The following is a 19687-nucleotide window of genomic DNA, read 5'->3' on the forward strand; positions in this document are numbered from 1 at the left end:
CTTCATGCCGAAATCGCTGGCGCGCATGACCGCTCGCTCAGTGGTGCTCAGTCTGCTGCTCGGGGCTCACCCCGCGTGGGCCAGTGCAGGCAAACTGGTCAGGCTGACAGCCGATTTCGGTATCAAGGAGGCGACGTTGCGGGTGGCGCTGACCCGTATGGTCAGCACCGGCGACCTGATCAGATCCGCCGACGGTTACCGGCTTTCGGATCGGTTGCTGGCCCGTCAGCGGCGGCAGGACGAGGCTATGCGCCCGCGGGCCCGGGACTGGAACGGCTCCTGGCGCCTGGTAGTGATCACCAGCGTCGGCAACGACGCCCGCACCCGCGCCGCGTTGCGAACCAACCTGCAGGACAAGCGGTTCGGTGAACTACGCGAAGGGGTGTGGTTGCGGCCCGACAACCTCGACCTGGAACTTCCCCCTGATATCACAGCTCAGGTGCGGGTGCTCAGCGCCCACGATGACGCACCCGCTGAGCTGGCGGCACGGCTATGGGACCTAGCCGACTGGGCCGACGCCGGCGAGCAGTTGCTGGACGAGATCGCCCAAGCCGCAGACATTCCCGGTCGTTTCGTGGTGGCCGCCGCGATGGTCCGCCATCTGCTCACCGATCCGATGCTGCCCGCCGAACTGCTGCCCGCACAGTGGCCGGGTGCCCGGCTGCGCGCGGCATACCATGACTTCGCCACCGAGCTGGCGAAACGCCTTGACCCAACTCAACTTCTGGAGGCGACGTGAGCGATCTGGTGCAAGTGGAGCGCACCGGCCCGGTGACCACGGTAATCATCAACCGGCCGGCGGAGCGCAATGCGGTCAACGGCCCGACGGCCGCCGCGCTCTATTCGGCATTCGAGCAATTCGACCGCGACGACACCGCTGCGGTGGCCGTGTTGTGCGGTAATGGCGGAACCTTTTGCGCCGGAGCTGATTTGAAGGCCTTCGGCACGGCGGAGGCAAATGCCGTGCACCGCACGGGCCCAGGTCCGATGGGCCCGTCACGAATGGTGCTGTCCAAACCGGTAATTGCCGCTGTCAGTGGCTACGCCGTAGCCGGTGGTCTGGAATTGGCGTTGTGGTGCGACCTGCGGGTGGCCGAAGAGGACGCCGTGTTCGGTGTGTTCTGCCGCCGCTGGGGAGTACCGCTGATCGACGGCGGCACGGTGCGGTTGCCGCGGCTGATCGGACACAGCCGGGCGATGGACATGATCCTCACCGGCCGGGCGGTGCGGGCTGATGAGGCGCTGGCGATGGGACTGGCCAATCGTGTGGTGCCCAAGGGGCAGGCCAGGCAGGCGGCCGAGGCGTTGGCGGCCGAGTTGGCCGCCCTGCCGCAGCAGTGCCTGCGATCGGATCGGTTGTCGGCGCTGCACCAATGGGGTCTGCCCGAATCGGCGGCGCTCGATCTGGAATTCGCCAGCATGTCCCGGGTGGCGGGCGAGGCGTCGACGGGAGCCGCACGCTTTGCCGCGGGCGCCGGTCGCCACGGCGCCCCGGCGTGACGTGACGGCGCCCGGCGCGTCAGCCGCCTTTGTTGATGGTGTTGCCCGAGCCGATGTTGTCGACCTTCGGGTCACCGTCCTTGTAGGTGATGGTGTTGTTGAGCCCCAGCACGCTCAGGTGCTGGTCGATCTTGTCGAAGGTGATCTTGTTGTTGGTGCCGCCGATGGTCACCGTCGAGCAGGTGCCGTTGACGGTGAGGGTGTTTTCCGAGCCGGCGACATTCAGTGACTTGCCGTCGGCGCAGTCCAGGGTGGCGGTCGTCCCGATCGACCCGTAGTTCAGCATGTTGCCGATCTCGATCGACGCGGTCGTCGGGGGCCCGTTGGACGTGGACGGCGCCGCCGTTCCGCTGCTCGTCGCGGTTGTGGACTTTCCGGAGCTGCTGGTGGCCGGCGGGGGATTGGCCGTCGAGCTGCAGGCGACCAGCCCGGCGGCCGTCGTGCCGAGTGCCAGTGTCAGAGCGATCGCGGACAGCCGCGAGGTGGGGACGTGAGCGCGCATAGGCTCCTCGATTCCTTAGGGGCCCACTCGCTGGAGCCGGTTGACCATACCCAGTTCGCGGCCGCGATCCCAGATGAATGGATCGCCGTTCTTGAAGAACACCGTCTGATCCCAACCGTAGACCGTGATGTCGTTGATCACCGTGTCGGCAACGACGGTGTTGGACGAGCCCATCACCGTCACCGCCCAGCACGTTCCCTTCGCGGTGATGATGTTGGCGGTGCCGTTGACCAACAGGGTCGAATCGTTGCAGTCCAAGACCTGCTCGAGGCCCTCGCCGGTGATATGGGTGTCGCCGTTTTTCGCGTGCGCGGCCGGCGGTAGCGCGATCGACGTGACGGCGGTGGTGACGATGGTGACGGCGCAGCTGGCCAGTGACGCGGCGGCGGTTGTCCATTTCACTGCGGGCCCCCCCCCTCCGTTGGCGCGTGATCGGTGCTCGATTGAGGTGTGCACCTAGCCTAGGTGTAGTGCCCTGCCCGACGACAGCGTTGAGCGCATTTGGTTGACACCCCGCCGCGCCCGCCTCTGGCGCGGTCGATCCACGGTCGGGTCAACTAGAGTCATTAGTTGACCCACCGTTGACCTCCCACAACCGCTAGAGCGGCGATGACCCACCGTCATTCGCACGTGGAGCAATTGAAGGACGATCGTCATGGCAGCTTCGCCGGAATCGCCGTCAACGGCTGGGCGCCAGCGCGCCGTGAAAGCCGCGGCGCGGCCGGCCAAGTTGAGCCGAGATTCCATCGTCGAGGGTGCCCTGACCTTCCTGGACCGGGAGGGCTGGGATTCGCTGACCATCAACGCGCTGGCGACCCAACTGGGAACCAAGGGGCCGTCGCTGTACAACCATGTGGACAGCCTGGAGGACCTGCGCCGCGCGGTGCGGGTTCGGGTGATCGACGACATCATCACGATGCTGAACAGGGTTGGCGAGGGGCGCGCCCGCGATGACGCGGTATTGGTCATGGCGGGTGCGTACCGCAGCTATGCCCACCACCATCCGGGTCGGTACTCGGCATTCACCCGGATGCCGTTGGGCGGCGACGATCCCGAGTACGCCGCGGCGACCAGAAGTGCCGCCGCGCCGGTGATCGCTGTGCTGTCCTCCTACGGCCTGGAAGGCGAAGAGGCCTTTTACGCAGCGCTGGAGTTCTGGTCGGCACTACACGGGTTCGTGCTGCTGGAAATGACCGGCGTGATGGATGAGATCGATACCGACGCGGTGTTCTCCGACATGGTGTTGCGCCTGGCGGCGGGGATGGAAAAGCGCACCGCGGAGCACGGCGCCAAGCAGGCCTAACGCTGATTGGGTAGGCCCGGGTAATGGATCTCCGCTTGGTTCGGGCACCACTTTGACCTGCCTGACCGCCGAGCGGTATTGTGGTTGCTCGTGCCTGGCGGCCTACAGCGCCCGACTTGAGGGCGTGGATGCCGGGCCAATTCGCATGTCCATGATGTCACCGAGATGTCATGGACGAGGCGGATTGAGTTCGGAGGCCAACCGCATGCGACGCACCCGGCAGCGGGGTACGGCGTTTGACACGACGTTGGTTCCGAGGCAGGGCATAACTGCAGTACAAGGACTTGATAACAATACGGGGACCGGAGCCGGACCCTAGACAGCGACACAGAAAGCCGGTAGATGCCAACCATTCAGCAGCTGGTCCGAAAGGGTCGTCGGGACAAGATCGCCAAGGTCAAGACCGCGGCTCTCAAGGGCAGCCCGCAGCGCCGTGGCGTGTGCACTCGGGTGTACACCACCACTCCGAAGAAGCCGAACTCGGCGCTTCGCAAGGTCGCGCGGGTGAAGCTGACCAGTCAGGTTGAGGTCACGGCATACATCCCCGGCGAGGGCCACAACCTGCAGGAGCACTCGATGGTGCTGGTGCGTGGCGGCCGGGTGAAGGACCTGCCCGGTGTGCGGTACAAAATCATCCGCGGTTCGCTCGACACCCAGGGAGTGAAGAACCGCAAGCAGGCTCGCAGCCGTTACGGCGCCAAGAAGGAGAAGAGCTGATGCCGCGCAAAGGGCCCGCGCCCAAGCGTCCGTTGGTCAACGACCCGGTGTACGGGTCGCAGCTGGTCACCCAACTGGTGAACAAGGTTCTGCTGAAGGGGAAGAAATCGCTGGCCGAGCGCATTGTTTATGGAGCGCTCGAACATGCCCGCGACAAGACCGGCACCGATCCCGTCATCACCCTCAAGCGCGCTCTCGACAATGTCAAACCGGCCTTGGAGGTCCGCAGCCGCCGCGTGGGTGGTGCGACCTACCAGGTGCCGGTCGAGGTGCGCCCGGACCGGTCGACCACGCTGGCGCTGCGCTGGCTCGTCGGCTACTCGCGGCAACGCCGGGAGAAGACGATGATCGAACGGTTGGCAAACGAAATTCTGGATGCCAGCAACGGCCTCGGGGCCTCCGTCAAGCGGCGTGAGGACACCCACAAGATGGCCGAGGCGAACCGCGCCTTTGCGCATTATCGCTGGTGAGAGCTGCCGGCGAGAGGCGGCCGGGCGCAACCGACAGCGAATTAACTACGCAACCGAAAGAGTGGGAAGACTTCTGTGGCACAGAAGGACGTGCTAACTGACCTGAGCAGGGTCCGCAACTTCGGCATCATGGCACATATCGATGCCGGCAAAACCACGACGACCGAGCGAATCCTGTACTACACCGGCATCAACTACAAGATCGGTGAGGTGCACGACGGCGCCGCGACGATGGACTGGATGGAGCAGGAGCAGGAGCGCGGTATCACCATCACCTCTGCTGCGACGACGACGTTCTGGAAAGACAACCAGCTCAACATCATTGACACGCCGGGACACGTCGACTTCACCGTCGAGGTGGAGCGCAACCTGCGGGTGCTCGACGGGGCGGTCGCCGTTTTCGACGGCAAAGAGGGCGTCGAGCCGCAGTCCGAGCAAGTCTGGCGCCAAGCCGACAAATATGATGTCCCGCGTATCTGCTTCGTCAACAAGATGGACAAGATCGGCGCCGACTTCTACTTCTCGGTGCGCACCATGGAGGAGCGGCTGGGGGCCAACGCCGTGCCGATCCAGCTGCCCATCGGCTCCGAGGCCGACTTCGAAGGCGTCGTCGACCTGGTCGAGATGAACGCCAAGGTATGGCGCGGCGAGACCAAGCTGGGCGAGACCTACGACACCATCGAAATCCCGGCCGACCTGCGGGAAAAAGCCGAGGAATACCGCACCAAGCTGATCGAGACGGTCGCCGAGACTGACGAGGAGTTGCTGGAGAAGTACCTCGGCGGCGAGGAACTCACCGTCGCGGAGATCAAGGCCGGGATCCGCAAGCTGACGATCGCCAGTGAGATTTACCCGGTGCTGTGCGGCAGCGCCTTCAAGAACAAGGGCGTGCAGCCGATGCTCGACGCCGTGGTGGATTACCTGCCGTCGCCGCTGGACGTGCCGCCGGCCATCGGCCATCCGCCCGGCAAGGAGGACGAAGAGGTCGTCCGCAACGCGACTACCGACGAGCCCTTCGCAGCGCTGGCGTTCAAGATCGCCACGCATCCGTTCTTCGGCAAGTTGACCTACATCCGGGTGTACTCGGGCACCGTCGAGTCCGGCAGCCAGGTCATCAATGCCACCAAGGGCAAAAAGGAGCGGCTGGGCAAGCTGTTCCAGATGCATTCCAACAAGGAGAACCCTGTCGAGCGGGCCAGCGCCGGCCACATCTACGCGGTGATCGGCCTAAAGGACACCACGACCGGTGACACGCTGGCCGACCCGAACAACCAGATCGTGCTGGAGTCGATGACTTTCCCCGACCCGGTGATCGAGGTGGCGATCGAGCCCAAGACCAAGAGCGACCAGGAGAAGCTGAGCCTGTCAATCCAGAAGCTCGCCGAGGAGGACCCCACCTTCAAGGTGCATCTGGATCAAGAAACCGGCCAGACCGTGATCGGTGGTATGGGCGAGCTGCACCTGGACATCCTGGTGGACCGGATGCGCCGCGAGTTCAAGGTCGAGGCCAATGTCGGCAAGCCGCAGGTGGCCTACAAGGAGACCATTCGCCGCGTGGTGGACACCGTCGAGTACACCCACAAGAAGCAGACGGGCGGCTCCGGCCAGTTCGCCAAGGTGATCATCAAACTGGAGCCGTTCACCGGCGAAGACGGTGCGACCTACGAGTTCGAGAACAAGGTCACCGGTGGCCGCATCCCGCGCGAGTACATCCCGTCGGTCGACGCCGGAGCCCAAGACGCTATGCAATACGGTGTGCTGGCCGGCTACCCGCTGGTGAATCTCAAGGTCACCTTGCTCGACGGTGCCTTCCACGAGGTCGACTCCTCGGAAATGGCATTCAAGATCGCCGGTTCCCAGGCGCTGAAGAAGGCGGCGGCCCAGGCGCAGCCGGTCATCCTGGAGCCGATCATGGCCGTGGAGGTCACCACGCCCGAAACGTATATGGGCGATGTGATCGGCGACTTGAACTCGCGCCGTGGTCAGATCCAGGCCATGGAGGAGCGGGGCGGTTCGCGCGTCGTCAAGGCGCACGTGCCGCTGTCGGAGATGTTCGGCTACGTCGGCGACCTGCGGTCCAAGACTCAAGGCCGGGCGAACTACTCGATGGTGTTCGACTCCTACGCCGAAGTGCCGGCTCAGGTGTCGAAGGAGATCATCGCGAAGGCGACGGGCGAGTAGGTGCAGCCTACGAGGCAAGGAGTCGAGCAATGAGCACAGCGAAGGCGACGGGCGAGTAGGTGCAGCCTACGAGGCAAGGAGTCGAGCAATGAGCACAGCGAAGGCGACGGGCGAGTAATAGGTCGTCGGGCTCACGAGTAAGCTGGCCCGGTTACCTACCGCGGCATAACCGAAAACATCAACACTGCTTTTATAAGCACCAACAGTCCAGGAGGACACAACAGTGGCGAAGGCGAAGTTCCAGCGGACCAAGCCCCACGTCAACATCGGGACCATCGGTCACGTTGACCACGGCAAGACCACCCTGACCGCGGCTATCACCAAGGTCCTGCACGACAAGTTCCCGGACCTGAACGAGTCGAAGGCGTTCGACCAGATCGACAACGCGCCTGAGGAGCGTCAGCGCGGTATCACGATCAACATCGCGCACGTGGAGTACCAGACCGAGAAGCGGCACTATGCACACGTCGACGCGCCGGGCCACGCCGACTACATCAAGAACATGATCACTGGCGCCGCCCAGATGGACGGCGCGATCCTGGTGGTTGCCGCCACGGACGGCCCGATGCCGCAGACCCGTGAGCACGTGCTGCTCGCGCGTCAGGTGGGTGTGCCCTACATCTTGGTCGCGCTGAACAAGGCCGACGCCGTCGACGACGAGGAGCTGCTCGAGCTCGTCGAGATGGAGGTCCGCGAACTGCTGGCCGCCCAGGAGTTCGACGAGGACGCCCCGGTAGTGCGGGTCTCGGCACTCAAGGCTCTCGAGGGCGATCCCAAGTGGGTGGAGTCGGTGGAGCAGCTGATGGATGCGGTCGACGAGTCGATCCCGGACCCGGTCCGTGAGACCGACAAGCCGTTCCTGATGCCCGTCGAGGACGTCTTCACCATCACCGGCCGCGGCACCGTGGTCACCGGTCGTGTGGAGCGCGGCGTGGTCAACGTCAACGAGGAAGTGGAGATCGTCGGCATCCGCCCGACGACCACCAAGACCACCGTCACCGGTGTGGAGATGTTCCGCAAGTTGCTCGACCAGGGGCAGGCCGGCGACAACGTCGGGCTGTTGCTCCGTGGCGTCAAGCGTGAAGACGTCGAGCGCGGCCAGGTCGTCATCAAGCCCGGCACCACCACACCGCACACCGAGTTCGAGGGCCAGGTCTACATCCTGTCCAAGGACGAGGGCGGGCGGCACACGCCGTTCTTCAACAACTACCGTCCGCAGTTCTACTTCCGCACCACCGACGTGACCGGTGTGGTGACGCTGCCGGAGGGCACCGAGATGGTGATGCCCGGCGACAACACCAACATTGCGGTGAAGCTGATCCAGCCCGTCGCCATGGACGAAGGTCTTCGGTTCGCGATCCGTGAAGGCGGCCGTACTGTCGGCGCCGGCCGGGTCACCAAGATCATCAAGTAGCGCTAACCGGTTCATCGCCAGGCCCGGATTGCCGATCATGGCAATCCGGGCCTGGTGCTTGTTGCCCTCGGCAAGCGACTGTGTCCGCAGCGCGGTATGTGATCGGTAGCCGAACGTGCGCGCTAATCTGACACGACCTAACCGTGATGCGAGGAGCAGGCACATGCTGGCGCGCTATATCAAGATGCAGTTGTTGGTGCTGTTGTGCGGCGGCCTGGTCGGGCCGATCTTCTTGATCGTTTACTTCACGCTTGGCCTGGGCAGCCTGATGTCGTGGATGTTCTATGTCGGTCTCCTGATCACCGTGGCGGACGTGCTGATCGCGCTGGCATTGACCAATTGGGGCGTCAAGACGGCGGCCAAGAGTGCCGCGCTCGAGCAGAGCGGTGTGCTGGCGCTCGCGCAAATCACCGGCCTCACAGAAACCGGGACCCGGATCAATGACCAACCGGTGGTCAAGGTGCACCTGCACATCGCCGGACCCGGCATCGTGCCGTTCGACAGCGAAGACCGGGTCATCGCCAGCGTGACCCGCCTCGGCAACCTGACCGCGCGCAAGCTTGTCGTTCTGGTCGACCCGTCCACCCAGCAATACCTGATTGATTGGGAGCGCAGCGCGTTGGTCAACGGCCTGCTCCCGGCCCAGTTCACCTTGGCCGAGGACAACAAGACCTACGACTTGAGCGGGCAGGCCGGCCCGTTGATGGAGATCCTGCAGATCCTGAAGGCCAATGGCATTCCACTCAACCGAATGGTCGACATCCGGTCGAATCCGGCGTTGCGTCAGCAGATCCAAGCGGTGGTACGACGGGCGGCCGAGCAGCAGGCACCGGGGTCCCAGCCGGCCGCCTCGCAGGCGTCGATCGCCGATCGGCTGCAGGAGCTGGAGTCGCTGCGGGCCAGCGGCGTGGTGAACGATCAGGAGTACACCAGCCGGCGGGCGCAGATCATCGCCGAAATCTGAGCGGGGACGGGTCGTCGCCGGGCGGCTGGATCGCCCGGTCCGCCTCCGCCGACTGCGTTTGTTCGAGTGTGCGCCTACGGATTCCGGTGTGACCACACGGCGGCATACCGGCCGGGAACTCGCCGTGGCCGCACAGTCAAAGCCGCCACTGCACACTCGACGGCCAAGCCCGCCCGTGACCCGCCGTCGCCTCGTCGCCGGCCGTTAGAACACGTTCCAATTCCGCTGCTAGCCTGACAGGCGGCGGAAGGGGTGCACGTGGCTGGATCACTACGGGGACGGGTCGCATTCGTCACCGGAGCTGCCCGCGCTCAGGGACGGTCGCACGCGGTGCGGCTGGCCCGGGAGGGGGCCGACATCATCGCGCTGGACATCTGTGCGCCGGCGTCGGACTGTCTCACTTACCCCGCGGCCACACCGGAGGACCTCAACGAGACCGTCCGCGCGGTGGAGGCCGAGGGCCGCAAGGTGCTGGCGCGCGAGGCCGATGTCCGCGACGGCGCGGCGCTGCGCCAGCTGGTGGCCGATGGCATCGCGGCTTTCGGCCGGCTGGACATCCTGGTGGCCAATGCCGGGGTGCTGGGCTGGGGGCGGCTCTGGGAACTCACCGATGAGCAGTGGGACACCGTGGTCGGGGTCAACCTCACCGGCACCTGGCAGACCCTGCGCGCCGCGGTGCCCGCGATGATCGAGGCGGGCAACGGCGGGTCGATCGTGGTGGTCAGCTCTGCGGCGGGGCTGAAGGCCACGCCGGGAAACGGACACTACGCAGCGAGCAAGCACGGATTGGTCGCGTTGACCAACACGCTGGCGCTCGAGCTCGGCGAGTTCGGTATCCGGGTCAACTCCATCCACCCGTATTCGGTCGACAGCCCGATGATCGAGCCCAAAGTGATGATGCAAATATTTGCCAAGCATGCCGGCTATGTGCATAGCTTCCCGCCAATGCCGTTGCAGCCCAAGGGATTCATGGCTCCCGATGAGGTCTCCGACGTGGTCGTGTGGTTGGCCGGCGACGGCTCGGGCACGCTGACCGGAACGCAGATACCCGTCGACAAGGGCGCCTTGAAGTATTGACGCGCGATCGTGTATGAACTGCAGGTGACCAGTAGCGAAGGCGTAAACCGCGGGATCGTGATCGTCGGTGGGGGACTGGCCGCAGCCCGGACCGCCGAGCAACTCCGCCGGGCCGGCTACGCGGGTCGCCTCACGATTGTCAGCGACGAAGTCCACCTCCCCTACGACCGGCCGCCGTTGTCCAAGGAAGTACTGCGCAAGGAGGTCGACGACGTCGCCCTCAAACCGCGTGAGTGGTACGACGAGAAGGACATCACGCTTCGGCTGGGGTCGGCGGCCACCGGCCTCGACACCGTCGCCCAGACACTGACCCTGGCCGACGGAACCGTCTTGGGCTACGACGAGCTCGTCATCGCGACCGGCCTGGTGCCGCGGCGCATTCCGACCTTCCCGGACATCGAGGGCATTCGGGTGCTGCGGTCGTACGACGAGTGCATGGCGTTGCGCACCCACGCGTCGGCCGCCACCCGCGCCGTCGTCGTCGGGGCCGGTTTTATCGGCTGCGAGGTGGCGGCCAGCCTGCGCGGTCTGGGTGTGGCCGTGGTGTTGGTCGAACCGCAGCCGACGCCGCTGGCATCGGTGCTCGGCGCGCAGATCGGTCAGCTGGTGGCCCGCCTACATCGGGACGAGGGCGTCGACGTGCGCACCGGTATCGGCGTGGCCGAGGTCCGCGGTGCGGGCCATGTCGACACGGTGGTCCTGACCGACGGTACGGAACTACCCGCCGACCTGGTGGTTGTCGGCATAGGGTCGCATCCGGCGACCGGCTGGCTCGACGGTAGCGGCGTCAACGTCGACAACGGCGTGATCTGTGACGAAGCCGGACGCACCAGTGCGCCCAATGTCTGGGCGCTCGGTGATGTCGCCTCCTGGCGCGATCCGATGGGACACCAAGTGCGCGTGGAACATTGGAGCAATGTTGCCGACCAGGCCCGGGTGGTTGTGCCGGCGATGCTGGGCCGCGACGTACCGTCCAACGTGGTCGTCCCCTATTTCTGGAGCGACCAGTATGACGTCAAGATCCAGTGCTTGGGTGAGCCGCACGCCACCGATATCGTCCACCTCGTCGAGGACGACGGCCGAAGGTTCCTGGCCTACTACGAGCGCGATGGTGTGCTGGTCGGGGTGGTGGGCGGCGGGATGCCGGGCAAGGTCATGAAGGTGCGCTCCAAGATCGCCGCCGGCGTACCCATCTCCGAAATGCTGGAATCACCCGACGCCGGTTGAGCCTTATTCCGGCAGCACTTGACGGGTTCGGATGGCCCTTGCGAGCTCAGCCACGGCGGTCAGCCATTCGGTGGTTCGGTGTTCGGGCTGTTTTCCGGTCTGGATTTGCTGACGGAATTCCCGTAGTGCTCGACTGTTCGCCTGCACGCGCTCGTCCATCAATCCCGAAAACGTCGCAATCTCCGGTGCGTGGGTCCGCCACAGCGGAATCGTGGTGTTATGCAACTGCATTCGGAACTTCTCCAGCCAGATGACCGGGCCGGCGTATGAGTGCAGTATCAGGCTGCCGTCCGGGAATCCGATTTCGATGCGCTGCGGTACGGGGCTGTCGCTCCCGTCGTCGACGGCGCCGGCGTCATGGCTGCATTGCACGCGTACCGGCACGTCGTCGATGACCCCGCGAAAGCTCCTGAACGGGTGTTCCGGTGTAGCGCTCGGCGCCACTTCGCGCTCCAGGGCTGACCCGGCCAGGGAGCCCAGCGCTCGTCCCAGCAGATCGAATGTGGCATATGCCGATCGGGGCGCGGTAACGACGGAGGCGTACGTCGGCGGGTTCGAGGCTCGGCGCCGACGGCATTCGCCGACGAACGCGCGCGCCGGGCCCAATTCCGCGAAGTGGCAGTTGACGGCATGAATTACCTTCGCCGACAAGGCTTTTTGACGCAGCTCCCGGAGTAGGTCGGCGCGCACCGGGTGCTCCATCAGGACGTGCACACCGCGGCGCAGCAGCTGTGCGGTCACCAATCCCGCGGTTGGCGGCGGAAGCGCGACGATGGCGGCCCGCGCCTTGTCGGGAACCTCCGCGACGCTTGTCCAGGAACGTTTCGCCGCGCGGCAAGCCGTGCGGAACGCTCGCTGCCGGCGGCGAGTATGCCGATCAGCTCGAACGAGTCGGTCAGTTCCTGCAGCGACGGGACGTAGCAGGCGCCGTAGTTGGTGCCGCACAGAACTACCGGTGTCGCGGTCACGACAGCGTGGGGGGATGCTCGGCCGGGCCGGCGGCGAGCTCGCGTTCGGGCACGTTAACGTGGGCCGCGCGGTAGCTGGTCGCCTTTCCCTGGCTCACCGACACCGTCAGCGACGCCGGGCGCACCGCCTGCACTGCGGGAATACCGAGACTGTCCAGCCAGGTGATATCGGCGACGGGAGTGATACCGGCAGCGGAACGGGATGGCTGTACGGCCTGCCATGTCTCCTCGGGGCTGATGGTCCGATGCGTGCCCGTGCGATGGCCGATAACCGCAGGGTCGGCCGAGCCGAGGAACCGATTGGGCCAAAAGGACCAATCCGGGCCGAAATTCCCCGTGGTGCCCGGTGAGCATGAATCGGCATGGCAGCATCTACGGAGATTTGGTGAGACGCACAGAGGCGATGACCCGCCGAATGGGATGCGAGTCACCGCCTTATCATACTGCGTGACCGGCGGACCGTATGGCATGAGCCGAATAGCCATTTATCGGGCTGAACGCCGATCCCCGAATGGCGCGGGTGGTGTTCTCCGATCGGTGGACAGGCCCACGACCCGGGCGCGACAAAACTACTGCCAGGTCACCGGTGGCCCGTGCGGATGACATTCGCCCAGGACCCGCGTCCGCCCGTCAGGCCAACTGGCGGCGCGGACCAGGAATTTCAGCGCACCGGCGGGTCCGTTGCGCGCCGGCTCGAGCGTCAGGTGCGCGAACGGGGTGCGCTCGCCGGCTTGCGCGCCCAGGTGCTCGACCGCGGCGCCGATCGCGGACCGCTCGTCGGCGGACAGGTACTGCCAGGTGATCGAATGCCACAGCACCGTCATGGCGCCGTCGGCCAGTGTCAGCGCGGCGACCGCCTCGGCCGCGGTCTGACGGTGCAGTTGCGCCGGGACGTTCCGGGCGACCTCGATGGCGCCGCGCAGCCGTTTCAGGCGGGCGTGCTGGTCGGGCCAGACGTAGCTCAACACGGTCAATTCGCCGTCGGCGCCGGTCACATCGATGGGCGCGATGTCGTACCCGTGGCGCTCGACGATGCGCACCGCAGCGGTCGGCGGCAACCGACCGCGCCACGCATCGTCGATCGTCACCGGTGTCTCGGCCGGTCCCCACTGGCCGCCGTGGTAGCGATAGCGGTACCGGTCTGCCCGCAGGTTCAGGCCGGCGCTGGCACCGATCTCGAAAAGTCTTACCGGCAACCTGAATTCGTGGTTGAGGTGTAACAGGCCACCGATCAGCGCGGCGGACCGGCCGACCTCGTTGGTTTGTGGTGGTTGGTCCAGGGCCGCCCGCAACGCATCGGTGCGATCGACGGCGACACGCACGATGTCGGGCCAGGCGGATGCGGCATCCCAGCTGCCGCCGGTGCTCGGATACCAGCGGCGCAACGACGGCGCCCGGCCGTCGAGTACCAACCGGTGCAGGCCGCCGAGTAGACGCAGCGGCACTGCGTGGCGTGATGGGTCGGCCTCGTGGCCGGCCAGGACGGTCGCGAAGACCCCGTCGGCTTCGACGTCGGCGGCCACCAGCTCGAACAGCTCGCCGTACATCGGTGAGCCGGAGCCGGCGCAGAACCGTCCCTGCGATCGCAGGGTGTGCAGCAGGTGCCCGCTATCGATGGGGCCGCTCATCCGAGCCGGTCCAACCCGGCGCCGACGACGTCGAAGGCATTGCCGAGTGTCTCGGGCAGCGACACGGATTCGTCACCCAGCCAGTTTTCGTAGGCGCTCAAAGCGACCCCGAGCATCGTCCAGGCGATGGTCTGAGGCAATAGGTCGGTGGTCCTGCCGCCGAGCCTGCGGGCCACGAACCCGGCGATCACCGCTCGCCAGCCGGCATACATCGTCATCGAATATGCCTGCAGCTCAGCGGTTTCCAGAATGATACGCATCCGCTGGCGGTGCCGGACGGTCTCGGACTCGTCGAAGGTGTTGAACGCCAACAGCGCCGCACGCAACGCAGCGCCCAGTCGGACCCGCGGATCGATGTTGTCGAGCAGGAGCTGTAACTGCGCGAGGTGGGCGTCGAAGTCACCCCACGGAATCGCGTTCTTGGATGCGTAGTAGCGAAAGAGGGTGCGACGGGCGATGCCGGCTGCCTGCGCGACGTCGTCGACGCTGACTTCGCCGAAGCCGCGGGCAGCGAACAACTCGATGGCAACGTCGGTGATGTGGTGCTTGGTCGTCGAGCGGCGCCGGCCCACCCGCGACGCGTGCAGCATCAGACCCCGCCCTTCCATTTAGGCACTCGATGCCATATTCTAGCGATCAGTGTGACCGGTACCACCTCACATTGTCGAGGCCCAGGACGAAAGGCATCCACGTGGACCACGAGACTGACACCGACGTCGAACTCGTCACCGAGACCCTGGTTGAAGAAGTTTCCATTGACGGCATGTGCGGGGTCTACTGACCCGGTGCCGGATTGCCCGGTTCTCCCCCGCAAGCGGGTGGGACCCCCACCTCGGGGTGCTATCCGGCCCGCATCGTCGCAGGGCGTGCCTGACGAGTTCGATCCGGATCGCGGCTGGCGGCTGCACCCGCAGGTGGCGGTTCGGCCCGAGCCCTTCGGCGCGCTGCTGTATCACTTCGGCAACCGCAAGCTGTCGTTTCTGAAGAATCGCACCATCCTGACGGTGGTGCAGTCGCTGGCCGATTATCCCGACGCGCGCTCCGCCTGCCGTGGCGCCGGTGTGGCGGATTCCGGACAGGGTCCCTATCTGCATGCGCTGGGTGTGCTGGCCGCTTCGACGATGTTGATCCCCCGGGAGGACCGGTGACGGTACCGCGGCTCATCGAGCAGTTCGAACACGGACTGGACGCGCCGATCTGTCTGACCTGGGAGTTGACCTACGCTTGCAACCTGGCGTGTGTGCACTGTCTTTCGTCGTCCGGCAGACGTGATCCGCGCGAGCTGTCCACCCGCCAGTGCAAGGACATCATCGACGAGCTCGAACGCATGCAGGTGTTCTACGTGAACATCGGTGGCGGTGAACCTACGGTGCGTCCCGACTTTTGGGAGTTGGTGGATTACGCCACCGCCCACCGGGTCGGCGTGAAGTTCTCCACCAATGGGGTTCGCATCACCCCGGAGGTGGCGGCGCGGTTGGCCGCCAGTGACTACGTGGACGTCCAGATCTCGCTCGACGGCGCGACCGCCGAGGTCAACGACGCGGTCCGCGGCCCGGGCTCGTATGCGATGGCGGTGCGTGCTCTGGAAAACCTGGCCGAGGCGGGCTTCGGCAAGGCCGGAGCCGCCAAGATCTCGGTGGTGGTCACCCGCCACAATGTCGGTCAGCTCGACGAATTCGCCGCGCTGGCAAGCCGTTACGACGCCACCCTGCGGATCACCCGGCTGCGCCCGTCGGGGCGGGGCGCCGATGTCTGGGAAGACCTGCACCCCACGGCGGCTCAGCAGGTTGAGCTCTACGACTGGTTGGTGCGCAACGGCGAGCGGGTGCTCACCGGCGACTCCTTCTTCCACCTGTCCCCACTGGGCGAATCCGGTGCGCTGGCCGGTCTCAATATGTGCGGCGCCGGCCGGGTGGTCTGCCTGATCGATCCGGTGGGCGACGTGTATGCCTGCCCGTTTGCCATCCATGACCGCTTTCTGGCCGGAAACGTGTTGTCCGACTCCGGCTTTGGCACTGGCTTCGAGAATGTTTGGAAGAACGCTCCGTTATTCCGTGAATTGCGGGAGCCGCAATCCGCGGGTGCTTGCGGCAGCTGCGGGCACTACGACAGCTGCCGGGGCGGATGCATGGCGGCCAAGTTTTTCACCGGCCTGCCACTGGACGGCCCGGATCCCGAATGCGTGCAAGGCCACGCTGCGCCGGCCCTGGCCCGCCAACGCGAGGCGCCGCGCCCGCGCGTCGACCATTCGCGAAAGGCAAGTCGACCCGTACCCCTGACACTGAACGTCAGACCGCCGGCCAGGCTCTGCAACGAAAGCCCGCTGTAGTCATGGCCGATGCCTGGTTCGAAACGGTGGCGGTCGCCCAGCAACGCGCAAAGCGGCGATTGCCCAAGTCGGTGTACTCGTCGCTGATCGCGGCAAGCGAAAACGGAATCACGGTCGCCGACAATGTCGCGGCCTTCGCAGAACTCGGCTTCGCGCCACACGTCATCGGCGCGACGGAAAAGCGTGACTTGGCCACGACCGTGATGGGCCAGGATATTTCGCTGCCGGTGATCATTTCGCCGACCGGTGTGCAGGCGGTCGATCCCGACGGCGAGGTGGCCGTCGCGCGGGCGGCGGCGGCCCGGGGCACCGCGATGGGCTTGTCCTCGTTCGCCAGCAAACCGATCGAAGAGGTCGTTGCCGCCAATCCCAAGATCTTCTTCCAGATTTACTGGCTCGGCGGCCGCGACGCCATCGCCGAGCGTGTCGAACGGGCTCGGCAGGCCGCAGCGGTCGGGCTGATCGTCACCACCGACTGGTCGTTCTCGCACGGGCGCGACTGGGGTAGCCCCAAGATTCCCGAAGAGATGAGCTTGTGGTCGGTGGTGCAGCGGTTCCCGGAGGCGATGGTGCGGCCGCGCTGGTTGTGGAAGTTCGGCAAGACGCTGCGCCCACCGGATCTGCGGGTGCCCAATCAGGGCCGCCGCGGCGAACCCGGCCCGACGTTCTTCGCCGCCTACGGCGAGTGGCTCGGCACCCCGCCGCCGACCTGGGAAGACATCGCCTGGCTGCGTGAGCTGTGGGGGGGCCCGTTCATGCTCAAGGGAGTGATGCGGGTGGACGACGCCAAAAGAGCGGTCGATGCCGGCGTTTCCGCGATATCGGTATCCAACCACGGCGGCAACAACCTGGACGGCACGCCTGCCTCGATTCGTGCCCTGCCCGCCGTGGCGGCAGCGGTCGGCGACCAGATCGAGGTGTTGCTGGACGGCGGCATCCGGCGGGGCAGCGACGTCGTCAAAGCGGTCGCGTTGGGTGCGCGAGCAGTGATGATCGGCCGCGCGTACCTCTGGGGACTGGCCGCCAACGGCCAGGCCGGCGTCGAAAACGTCCTCGACATCCTGCGCGGCGGCATCGACTCCGCGTTGATGGGCCTTTGCCGCAGTTCGGTCCATGACCTGCGGCCGGACGACATCATCGTGCCCGCGGGTTTCGCTCGGGAATTGGGTGTGTAACTTCCAAGTAAATTCCGGCCGCGTCAATATCGGTGGCGCAGAAAAAAATTCAGTAGAAGAGGTAACAATCGGTGCACGGCAGGTAAATTCGGCCTACCATCGGCGAGTGCCCGTACGCGGCGAACTGGGGAACTCGACGTCGAGCCAGCTACCAAGCATCTCGCCGACGATAGTGGTCCCGTTGGGGTCTACCGAACAACACGGTCCGCACCTGCCGCTGGATACCGACACCCGGATCGCGACCGCCGTCGCCCGGGCGGTGGCCACGCGTTTGCCCCGGCCGGACTGGCTGGTGGCTCCGGCGATCGCCTACGGCGCCAGCGGTGAGCATCAGAGCTTTGCCGGGACGATCTCCATCGGTATCGACGCCCTGGCCATGCTGCTGGTGGAGTACGGCAGGTCGGCCACTTGCTGGGCCGATCGGCTGGTTTTCGTCAACGGTCACGGCGGCAATATCGGGGCGTTGGGCCGCGCAGTCGGCCTGCTGCGCTCCGAAGGTCGCGACGCCGGATGGTGTTCGTGCAGCACCGTGGGCGGTGACGCGCATGCCGGGCACACTGAAACATCGGTACTGCTGCATATTTCGCCGGACGAAGTGCTGACCGACCGGTTGTTGGCCGGCAACGGCGCGCCGCTGCAGGAATTGCTGCCGTCGATGCGGCGCGGCGGAGTCGCGGCCGTCAGTCCGACCGGGGTGCTGGGCGACCCAACCACGGCGACGGCGGCGGCCGGAAGACGGATCTTCGCGGAGATGGTCGATGATTGCCGGCGTCGGATTGCCCGGTGGTTACCCGGACCCGACGGGATGCTGGCATGACCCAGACGCGACTGCCGGATGGGTTCGCGGTGCAGGTCGACCGCCGCGTGCGGGTGCTCGGCCACGGCTCGGCCCTGCTCGGTGGTTCACCGACCCGGCTGCTGCGGCTGGCTCCCGCCGCGCAGGACATGCTTTCCGACGGCCGGCTCAAGGTGCGCGACGAGCTCAGCGCACAACTGGCCCGCACCCTGCTGGATGCCACGGTGGCGCATCCGCGCCCCGCCAGCGGTCCCTCATATCGTGACGTCACCATAGTTATACCGGTGCGCGACAACACATCTGGTGTGCGCCGGTTGGTGGCCTCACTGCGTGGATTGCGCGTCATCGTGGTCGACGACGGGTCGGCGTGCCCGGTCGAATTGGAGGATTTTCCCGGGGCGCGCTGCGACATCGAGGTGCTGCATCACCCGCGCAGCAAAGGTCCGGCGGCGGCACGCAACACTGGTCTGGCGGCGTGCACCACCGACTTCGTGGCATTCCTGGATTCCGACGTGGCGCCACGCCGGGGATGGCTCGAAGCGCTGCTGGGCCACTTCTGTGATCCCACGGTCGCCTTGGTCGCGCCCCGCATCGTCGGTATGGCGCAAAGCGAGAACCTGGTGGCTCGTTACGAGGCGGTGCGCTCGTCGCTGGATCTCGGTTTGCGGGAGGCGCCGGTGCTACCGCACAGCCCGGTGTCCTACGTGCCGAGCGCCGCGATCGTCTGCCGCGCCGCAGCCCTGCGCGACGTGGGTGGTTTCGACGAGACCCTGTATTCGGGAGAGGACGTCGACCTGTGCTGGCGGTTGATCGAAGTCGGCGCCCGGCTGCGCTACGAGCCGATCGCGCTGGTCGCGCACGACCATCGCACGCAGCTACGGGACTGGATTGCGCGCAAGGCCTTCTACGGCGGTTCGGCCGCGCCCTTGTCTGTGCGTCACCCCGACAAGACCGCGCCGCTGGTGATTTCCGGCTGGGCACTGACGGCCTGGATCCTGATGTCATTGGGTACCGGGCTTTGTCAGCTGGCGTCGCTGGTCATCGCGGTGGTGACCGGTCGGCGCATCGCCAGGACAATGCGCAGCGCAGACACCTCACTGTCGGATGTGCTGGTAGTCGCCACGCGCGGATTGTGTTCCGCGGCTTTGCAGTTGGCGTCGGCTATGTGCCGGCACTACTGGCCGGTGACCTTGGTTGCGGCCCTGCTTTTTCGGCGCTGCCGGCGGGTCGTGCTGGTCGCCGCGATCGTCGAGGGCGTGGTCGACTGGCTCCGCCGTAAAGAGGCCGCCGATGGCGATACCGAACCGATCGGCGTGCTGACCTACGTGTTACTCAAGCGCGTCGACGACCTCGCCTACGGCCTGGGCCTGTGGTACGGCGTGGTGCGCGAACGCAATGTCGGCGCGCTCAAACCGCAAATTCGGGCATAACGGCCA

At 65.9% G+C, this 19687-nt stretch carries 21 protein-coding genes and 1 pseudogene; 16 read left to right on the top strand and 6 right to left on the bottom strand.

Going from position 1 to position 19687, the window contains the following annotated elements:
• Nucleotides 1–16: 16 nt before the first annotated feature.
• Both EET10_RS04715 and EET10_RS04720 read left to right on the top strand, forming a co-directional pair.
• A complete protein-coding gene (locus EET10_RS04715; RefSeq protein WP_099188657.1) occupies nucleotides 17–739 on the top strand; it encodes a PaaX family transcriptional regulator C-terminal domain-containing protein in 723 nt (240 codons plus the stop codon).
• Nucleotides 736–1500, top strand: coding sequence for a crotonase/enoyl-CoA hydratase family protein (locus EET10_RS04720; RefSeq protein WP_063467627.1), 765 nt, complete (start codon nucleotides 736–738; stop codon nucleotides 1498–1500). The genes EET10_RS04715 and EET10_RS04720 overlap by 4 nt, the downstream gene beginning before the upstream one ends.
• 19 nt (nucleotides 1501–1519) lie before the next feature.
• On the opposite strand, the gene EET10_RS04725 is transcribed toward EET10_RS04720, so the two are convergent.
• Nucleotides 1520–2002 carry a DUF3060 domain-containing protein gene (locus tag EET10_RS04725; RefSeq protein WP_036398411.1) on the bottom strand — a complete coding sequence of 161 codons (483 nt, stop codon included), beginning with the start codon at nucleotides 2000–2002 and terminating at the stop codon, nucleotides 1520–1522.
• A 15-nt stretch (nucleotides 2003–2017) separates the two neighbouring features.
• Entirely contained in the window at nucleotides 2018–2404 is a 387-nt protein-coding gene (locus EET10_RS04730; protein WP_036398409.1) for a DUF3060 domain-containing protein, read from the bottom strand.
• A 253-nt stretch (nucleotides 2405–2657) separates the two neighbouring features.
• On the opposite strand from EET10_RS04730, the gene EET10_RS04735 reads away from it, so the two are divergent.
• The 8 genes from EET10_RS04735 to EET10_RS04770 all read left to right on the top strand — a co-directional run bounded on the left by EET10_RS04735 (nucleotide 2658) and on the right by EET10_RS04770 (nucleotide 11355).
• A complete protein-coding gene (locus EET10_RS04735) occupies nucleotides 2658–3305 on the top strand; it encodes a TetR/AcrR family transcriptional regulator (RefSeq protein WP_036398407.1) in 648 nt (215 codons plus the stop codon).
• A gap of 342 nt (nucleotides 3306–3647) precedes the next feature.
• The gene (gene rpsL / locus EET10_RS04740) at nucleotides 3648–4022 is read left to right on the top strand and encodes a 30S ribosomal protein S12 (RefSeq protein WP_007167812.1); all 375 of its coding nucleotides are present in this window, start codon (nucleotides 3648–3650) and stop codon (nucleotides 4020–4022) included.
• Nucleotides 4022–4492, top strand: coding sequence for a 30S ribosomal protein S7 (gene rpsG, locus EET10_RS04745; protein ID WP_023370878.1), 471 nt, complete (start codon nucleotides 4022–4024; stop codon nucleotides 4490–4492). Before rpsL ends, rpsG begins: the two co-directional genes overlap by 1 nt.
• Before the next feature lie 75 nt (nucleotides 4493–4567).
• Nucleotides 4568–6673: an elongation factor G gene (fusA, locus tag EET10_RS04750; protein WP_036398405.1), complete on the top strand. Its 2106-nt coding sequence runs from the start codon at nucleotides 4568–4570 to the stop codon at nucleotides 6671–6673.
• Nucleotides 6674–6896: 223 nt separating this feature from the next.
• A complete protein-coding gene (gene tuf, locus EET10_RS04755) occupies nucleotides 6897–8087 on the top strand; it encodes an elongation factor Tu (protein WP_023370882.1) in 1191 nt (396 codons plus the stop codon).
• Nucleotides 8088–8250: 163 nt separating this feature from the next.
• On the top strand, nucleotides 8251–9051 hold the full coding sequence (locus tag EET10_RS04760) for an SHOCT domain-containing protein (RefSeq protein ID WP_036398400.1): 801 nt from the start codon (nucleotides 8251–8253) through the stop codon (nucleotides 9049–9051).
• 252 nt (nucleotides 9052–9303) lie between these two features.
• The gene (locus EET10_RS04765) at nucleotides 9304–10128 is read left to right on the top strand and encodes a mycofactocin-coupled SDR family oxidoreductase (RefSeq protein WP_174719673.1); all 825 of its coding nucleotides are present in this window, start codon (nucleotides 9304–9306) and stop codon (nucleotides 10126–10128) included.
• Nucleotides 10129–10146: 18 nt separating this feature from the next.
• The gene (locus EET10_RS04770) at nucleotides 10147–11355 is read left to right on the top strand and encodes an NAD(P)/FAD-dependent oxidoreductase (RefSeq protein ID WP_246013714.1); all 1209 of its coding nucleotides are present in this window, start codon (nucleotides 10147–10149) and stop codon (nucleotides 11353–11355) included.
• Nucleotides 11356–11358: 3 nt separating this feature from the next.
• Here EET10_RS04770 and EET10_RS04775 read toward each other — a convergent pair whose 3' ends face one another.
• The 4 genes and pseudogenes from EET10_RS04775 to mftR form a co-directional block, all read right to left on the bottom strand.
• Nucleotides 11359–12300 carry a Gfo/Idh/MocA family oxidoreductase gene (locus tag EET10_RS04775; RefSeq protein ID WP_167480127.1) on the bottom strand — a complete coding sequence of 314 codons (942 nt, stop codon included), beginning with the start codon at nucleotides 12298–12300 and terminating at the stop codon, nucleotides 11359–11361.
• A gap of 37 nt (nucleotides 12301–12337) precedes the next feature.
• Nucleotides 12338–12721: pseudogene (locus EET10_RS04780) on the bottom strand (hypothetical protein); the annotation flags it as partial.
• Nucleotides 12722–12892: 171 nt separating this feature from the next.
• A complete protein-coding gene (locus EET10_RS04785) occupies nucleotides 12893–13951 on the bottom strand; it encodes a DUF2332 domain-containing protein (protein WP_036398391.1) in 1059 nt (352 codons plus the stop codon).
• Nucleotides 13948–14541 (bottom strand): mycofactocin system transcriptional regulator, encoded by a 594-nt coding sequence (gene mftR / locus EET10_RS04790; RefSeq protein WP_036399460.1) that lies wholly within the window; start codon nucleotides 14539–14541, stop codon nucleotides 13948–13950. Before mftR ends, EET10_RS04785 begins: the two co-directional genes overlap by 4 nt.
• Nucleotides 14542–14642: 101 nt before the next feature.
• On the opposite strand from mftR, the gene mftA reads away from it, so the two are divergent.
• The 6 genes from mftA (at nucleotide 14643) to mftF (ending at nucleotide 19681) form a co-directional block, all read left to right on the top strand.
• Nucleotides 14643–14732, top strand: coding sequence for a mycofactocin precursor MftA (gene mftA, locus EET10_RS04795; RefSeq protein WP_036395329.1), 90 nt, complete (start codon nucleotides 14643–14645; stop codon nucleotides 14730–14732).
• Nucleotides 14733–14817: 85 nt separating this feature from the next.
• Nucleotides 14818–15099 (top strand): mycofactocin biosynthesis chaperone MftB, encoded by a 282-nt coding sequence (gene mftB, locus EET10_RS04800; protein ID WP_244601840.1) that lies wholly within the window; start codon nucleotides 14818–14820, stop codon nucleotides 15097–15099.
• Nucleotides 15096–16280, top strand: coding sequence for a mycofactocin radical SAM maturase (mftC, locus tag EET10_RS04805; RefSeq protein WP_122501936.1), 1185 nt, complete (start codon nucleotides 15096–15098; stop codon nucleotides 16278–16280). The genes mftB and mftC overlap by 4 nt, the downstream gene beginning before the upstream one ends.
• 2 nt (nucleotides 16281–16282) lie before the next feature.
• Nucleotides 16283–17455 carry a pre-mycofactocin synthase MftD gene (mftD, locus tag EET10_RS04810; protein ID WP_063467631.1) on the top strand — a complete coding sequence of 391 codons (1173 nt, stop codon included), beginning with the start codon at nucleotides 16283–16285 and terminating at the stop codon, nucleotides 17453–17455.
• A gap of 67 nt (nucleotides 17456–17522) precedes the next feature.
• Nucleotides 17523–18272, top strand: a complete 750-nt coding sequence (mftE, locus tag EET10_RS04815; RefSeq protein ID WP_063467676.1) for a mycofactocin biosynthesis peptidyl-dipeptidase MftE — start codon at nucleotides 17523–17525, stop codon at nucleotides 18270–18272.
• Nucleotides 18269–19681: a mycofactocin biosynthesis glycosyltransferase MftF gene (gene mftF / locus EET10_RS04820; protein WP_036398390.1), complete on the top strand. Its 1413-nt coding sequence runs from the start codon at nucleotides 18269–18271 to the stop codon at nucleotides 19679–19681. The genes mftE and mftF overlap by 4 nt, the downstream gene beginning before the upstream one ends.
• Nucleotides 19682–19687: the final 6 nt, after the last annotated feature.

The organism is Mycobacterium pseudokansasii (genome assembly GCF_900566075.1).
Taxonomy (GTDB): Bacteria; Actinomycetota; Actinomycetes; order Mycobacteriales; family Mycobacteriaceae; genus Mycobacterium; species Mycobacterium pseudokansasii.

Bases quoted from the DNA above. Each gene is read 5' to 3' on its own strand.
- EET10_RS04725 (WP_036398411.1), bottom strand. From the start codon at position 2,002: ATGCGCGCTCACGTCCCCACCTCGCGGCTGTCCGCGATCGCTCTGACA.
- EET10_RS04735 (WP_036398407.1), top strand. From the start codon at position 2,658: ATGGCAGCTTCGCCGGAATCGCCGTCAACGGCTGGGCGCCAGCGCGCC.
- rpsL (WP_007167812.1), top strand. From the start codon at position 3,648: ATGCCAACCATTCAGCAGCTGGTCCGAAAGGGTCGTCGGGACAAGATC.
- rpsG (WP_023370878.1), top strand. From the start codon at position 4,022: ATGCCGCGCAAAGGGCCCGCGCCCAAGCGTCCGTTGGTCAACGACCCG.
- EET10_RS04760 (WP_036398400.1), top strand. From the start codon at position 8,251: ATGCTGGCGCGCTATATCAAGATGCAGTTGTTGGTGCTGTTGTGCGGC.
- EET10_RS04785 (WP_036398391.1), bottom strand. From the start codon at position 13,951: ATGAGCGGCCCCATCGATAGCGGGCACCTGCTGCACACCCTGCGATCG.
- mftR (WP_036399460.1), bottom strand. From the start codon at position 14,541: ATGCTGCACGCGTCGCGGGTGGGCCGGCGCCGCTCGACGACCAAGCAC.
- mftD (WP_063467631.1), top strand. From the start codon at position 16,283: ATGGCCGATGCCTGGTTCGAAACGGTGGCGGTCGCCCAGCAACGCGCA.
- mftF (WP_036398390.1), top strand. From the start codon at position 18,269: ATGACCCAGACGCGACTGCCGGATGGGTTCGCGGTGCAGGTCGACCGC.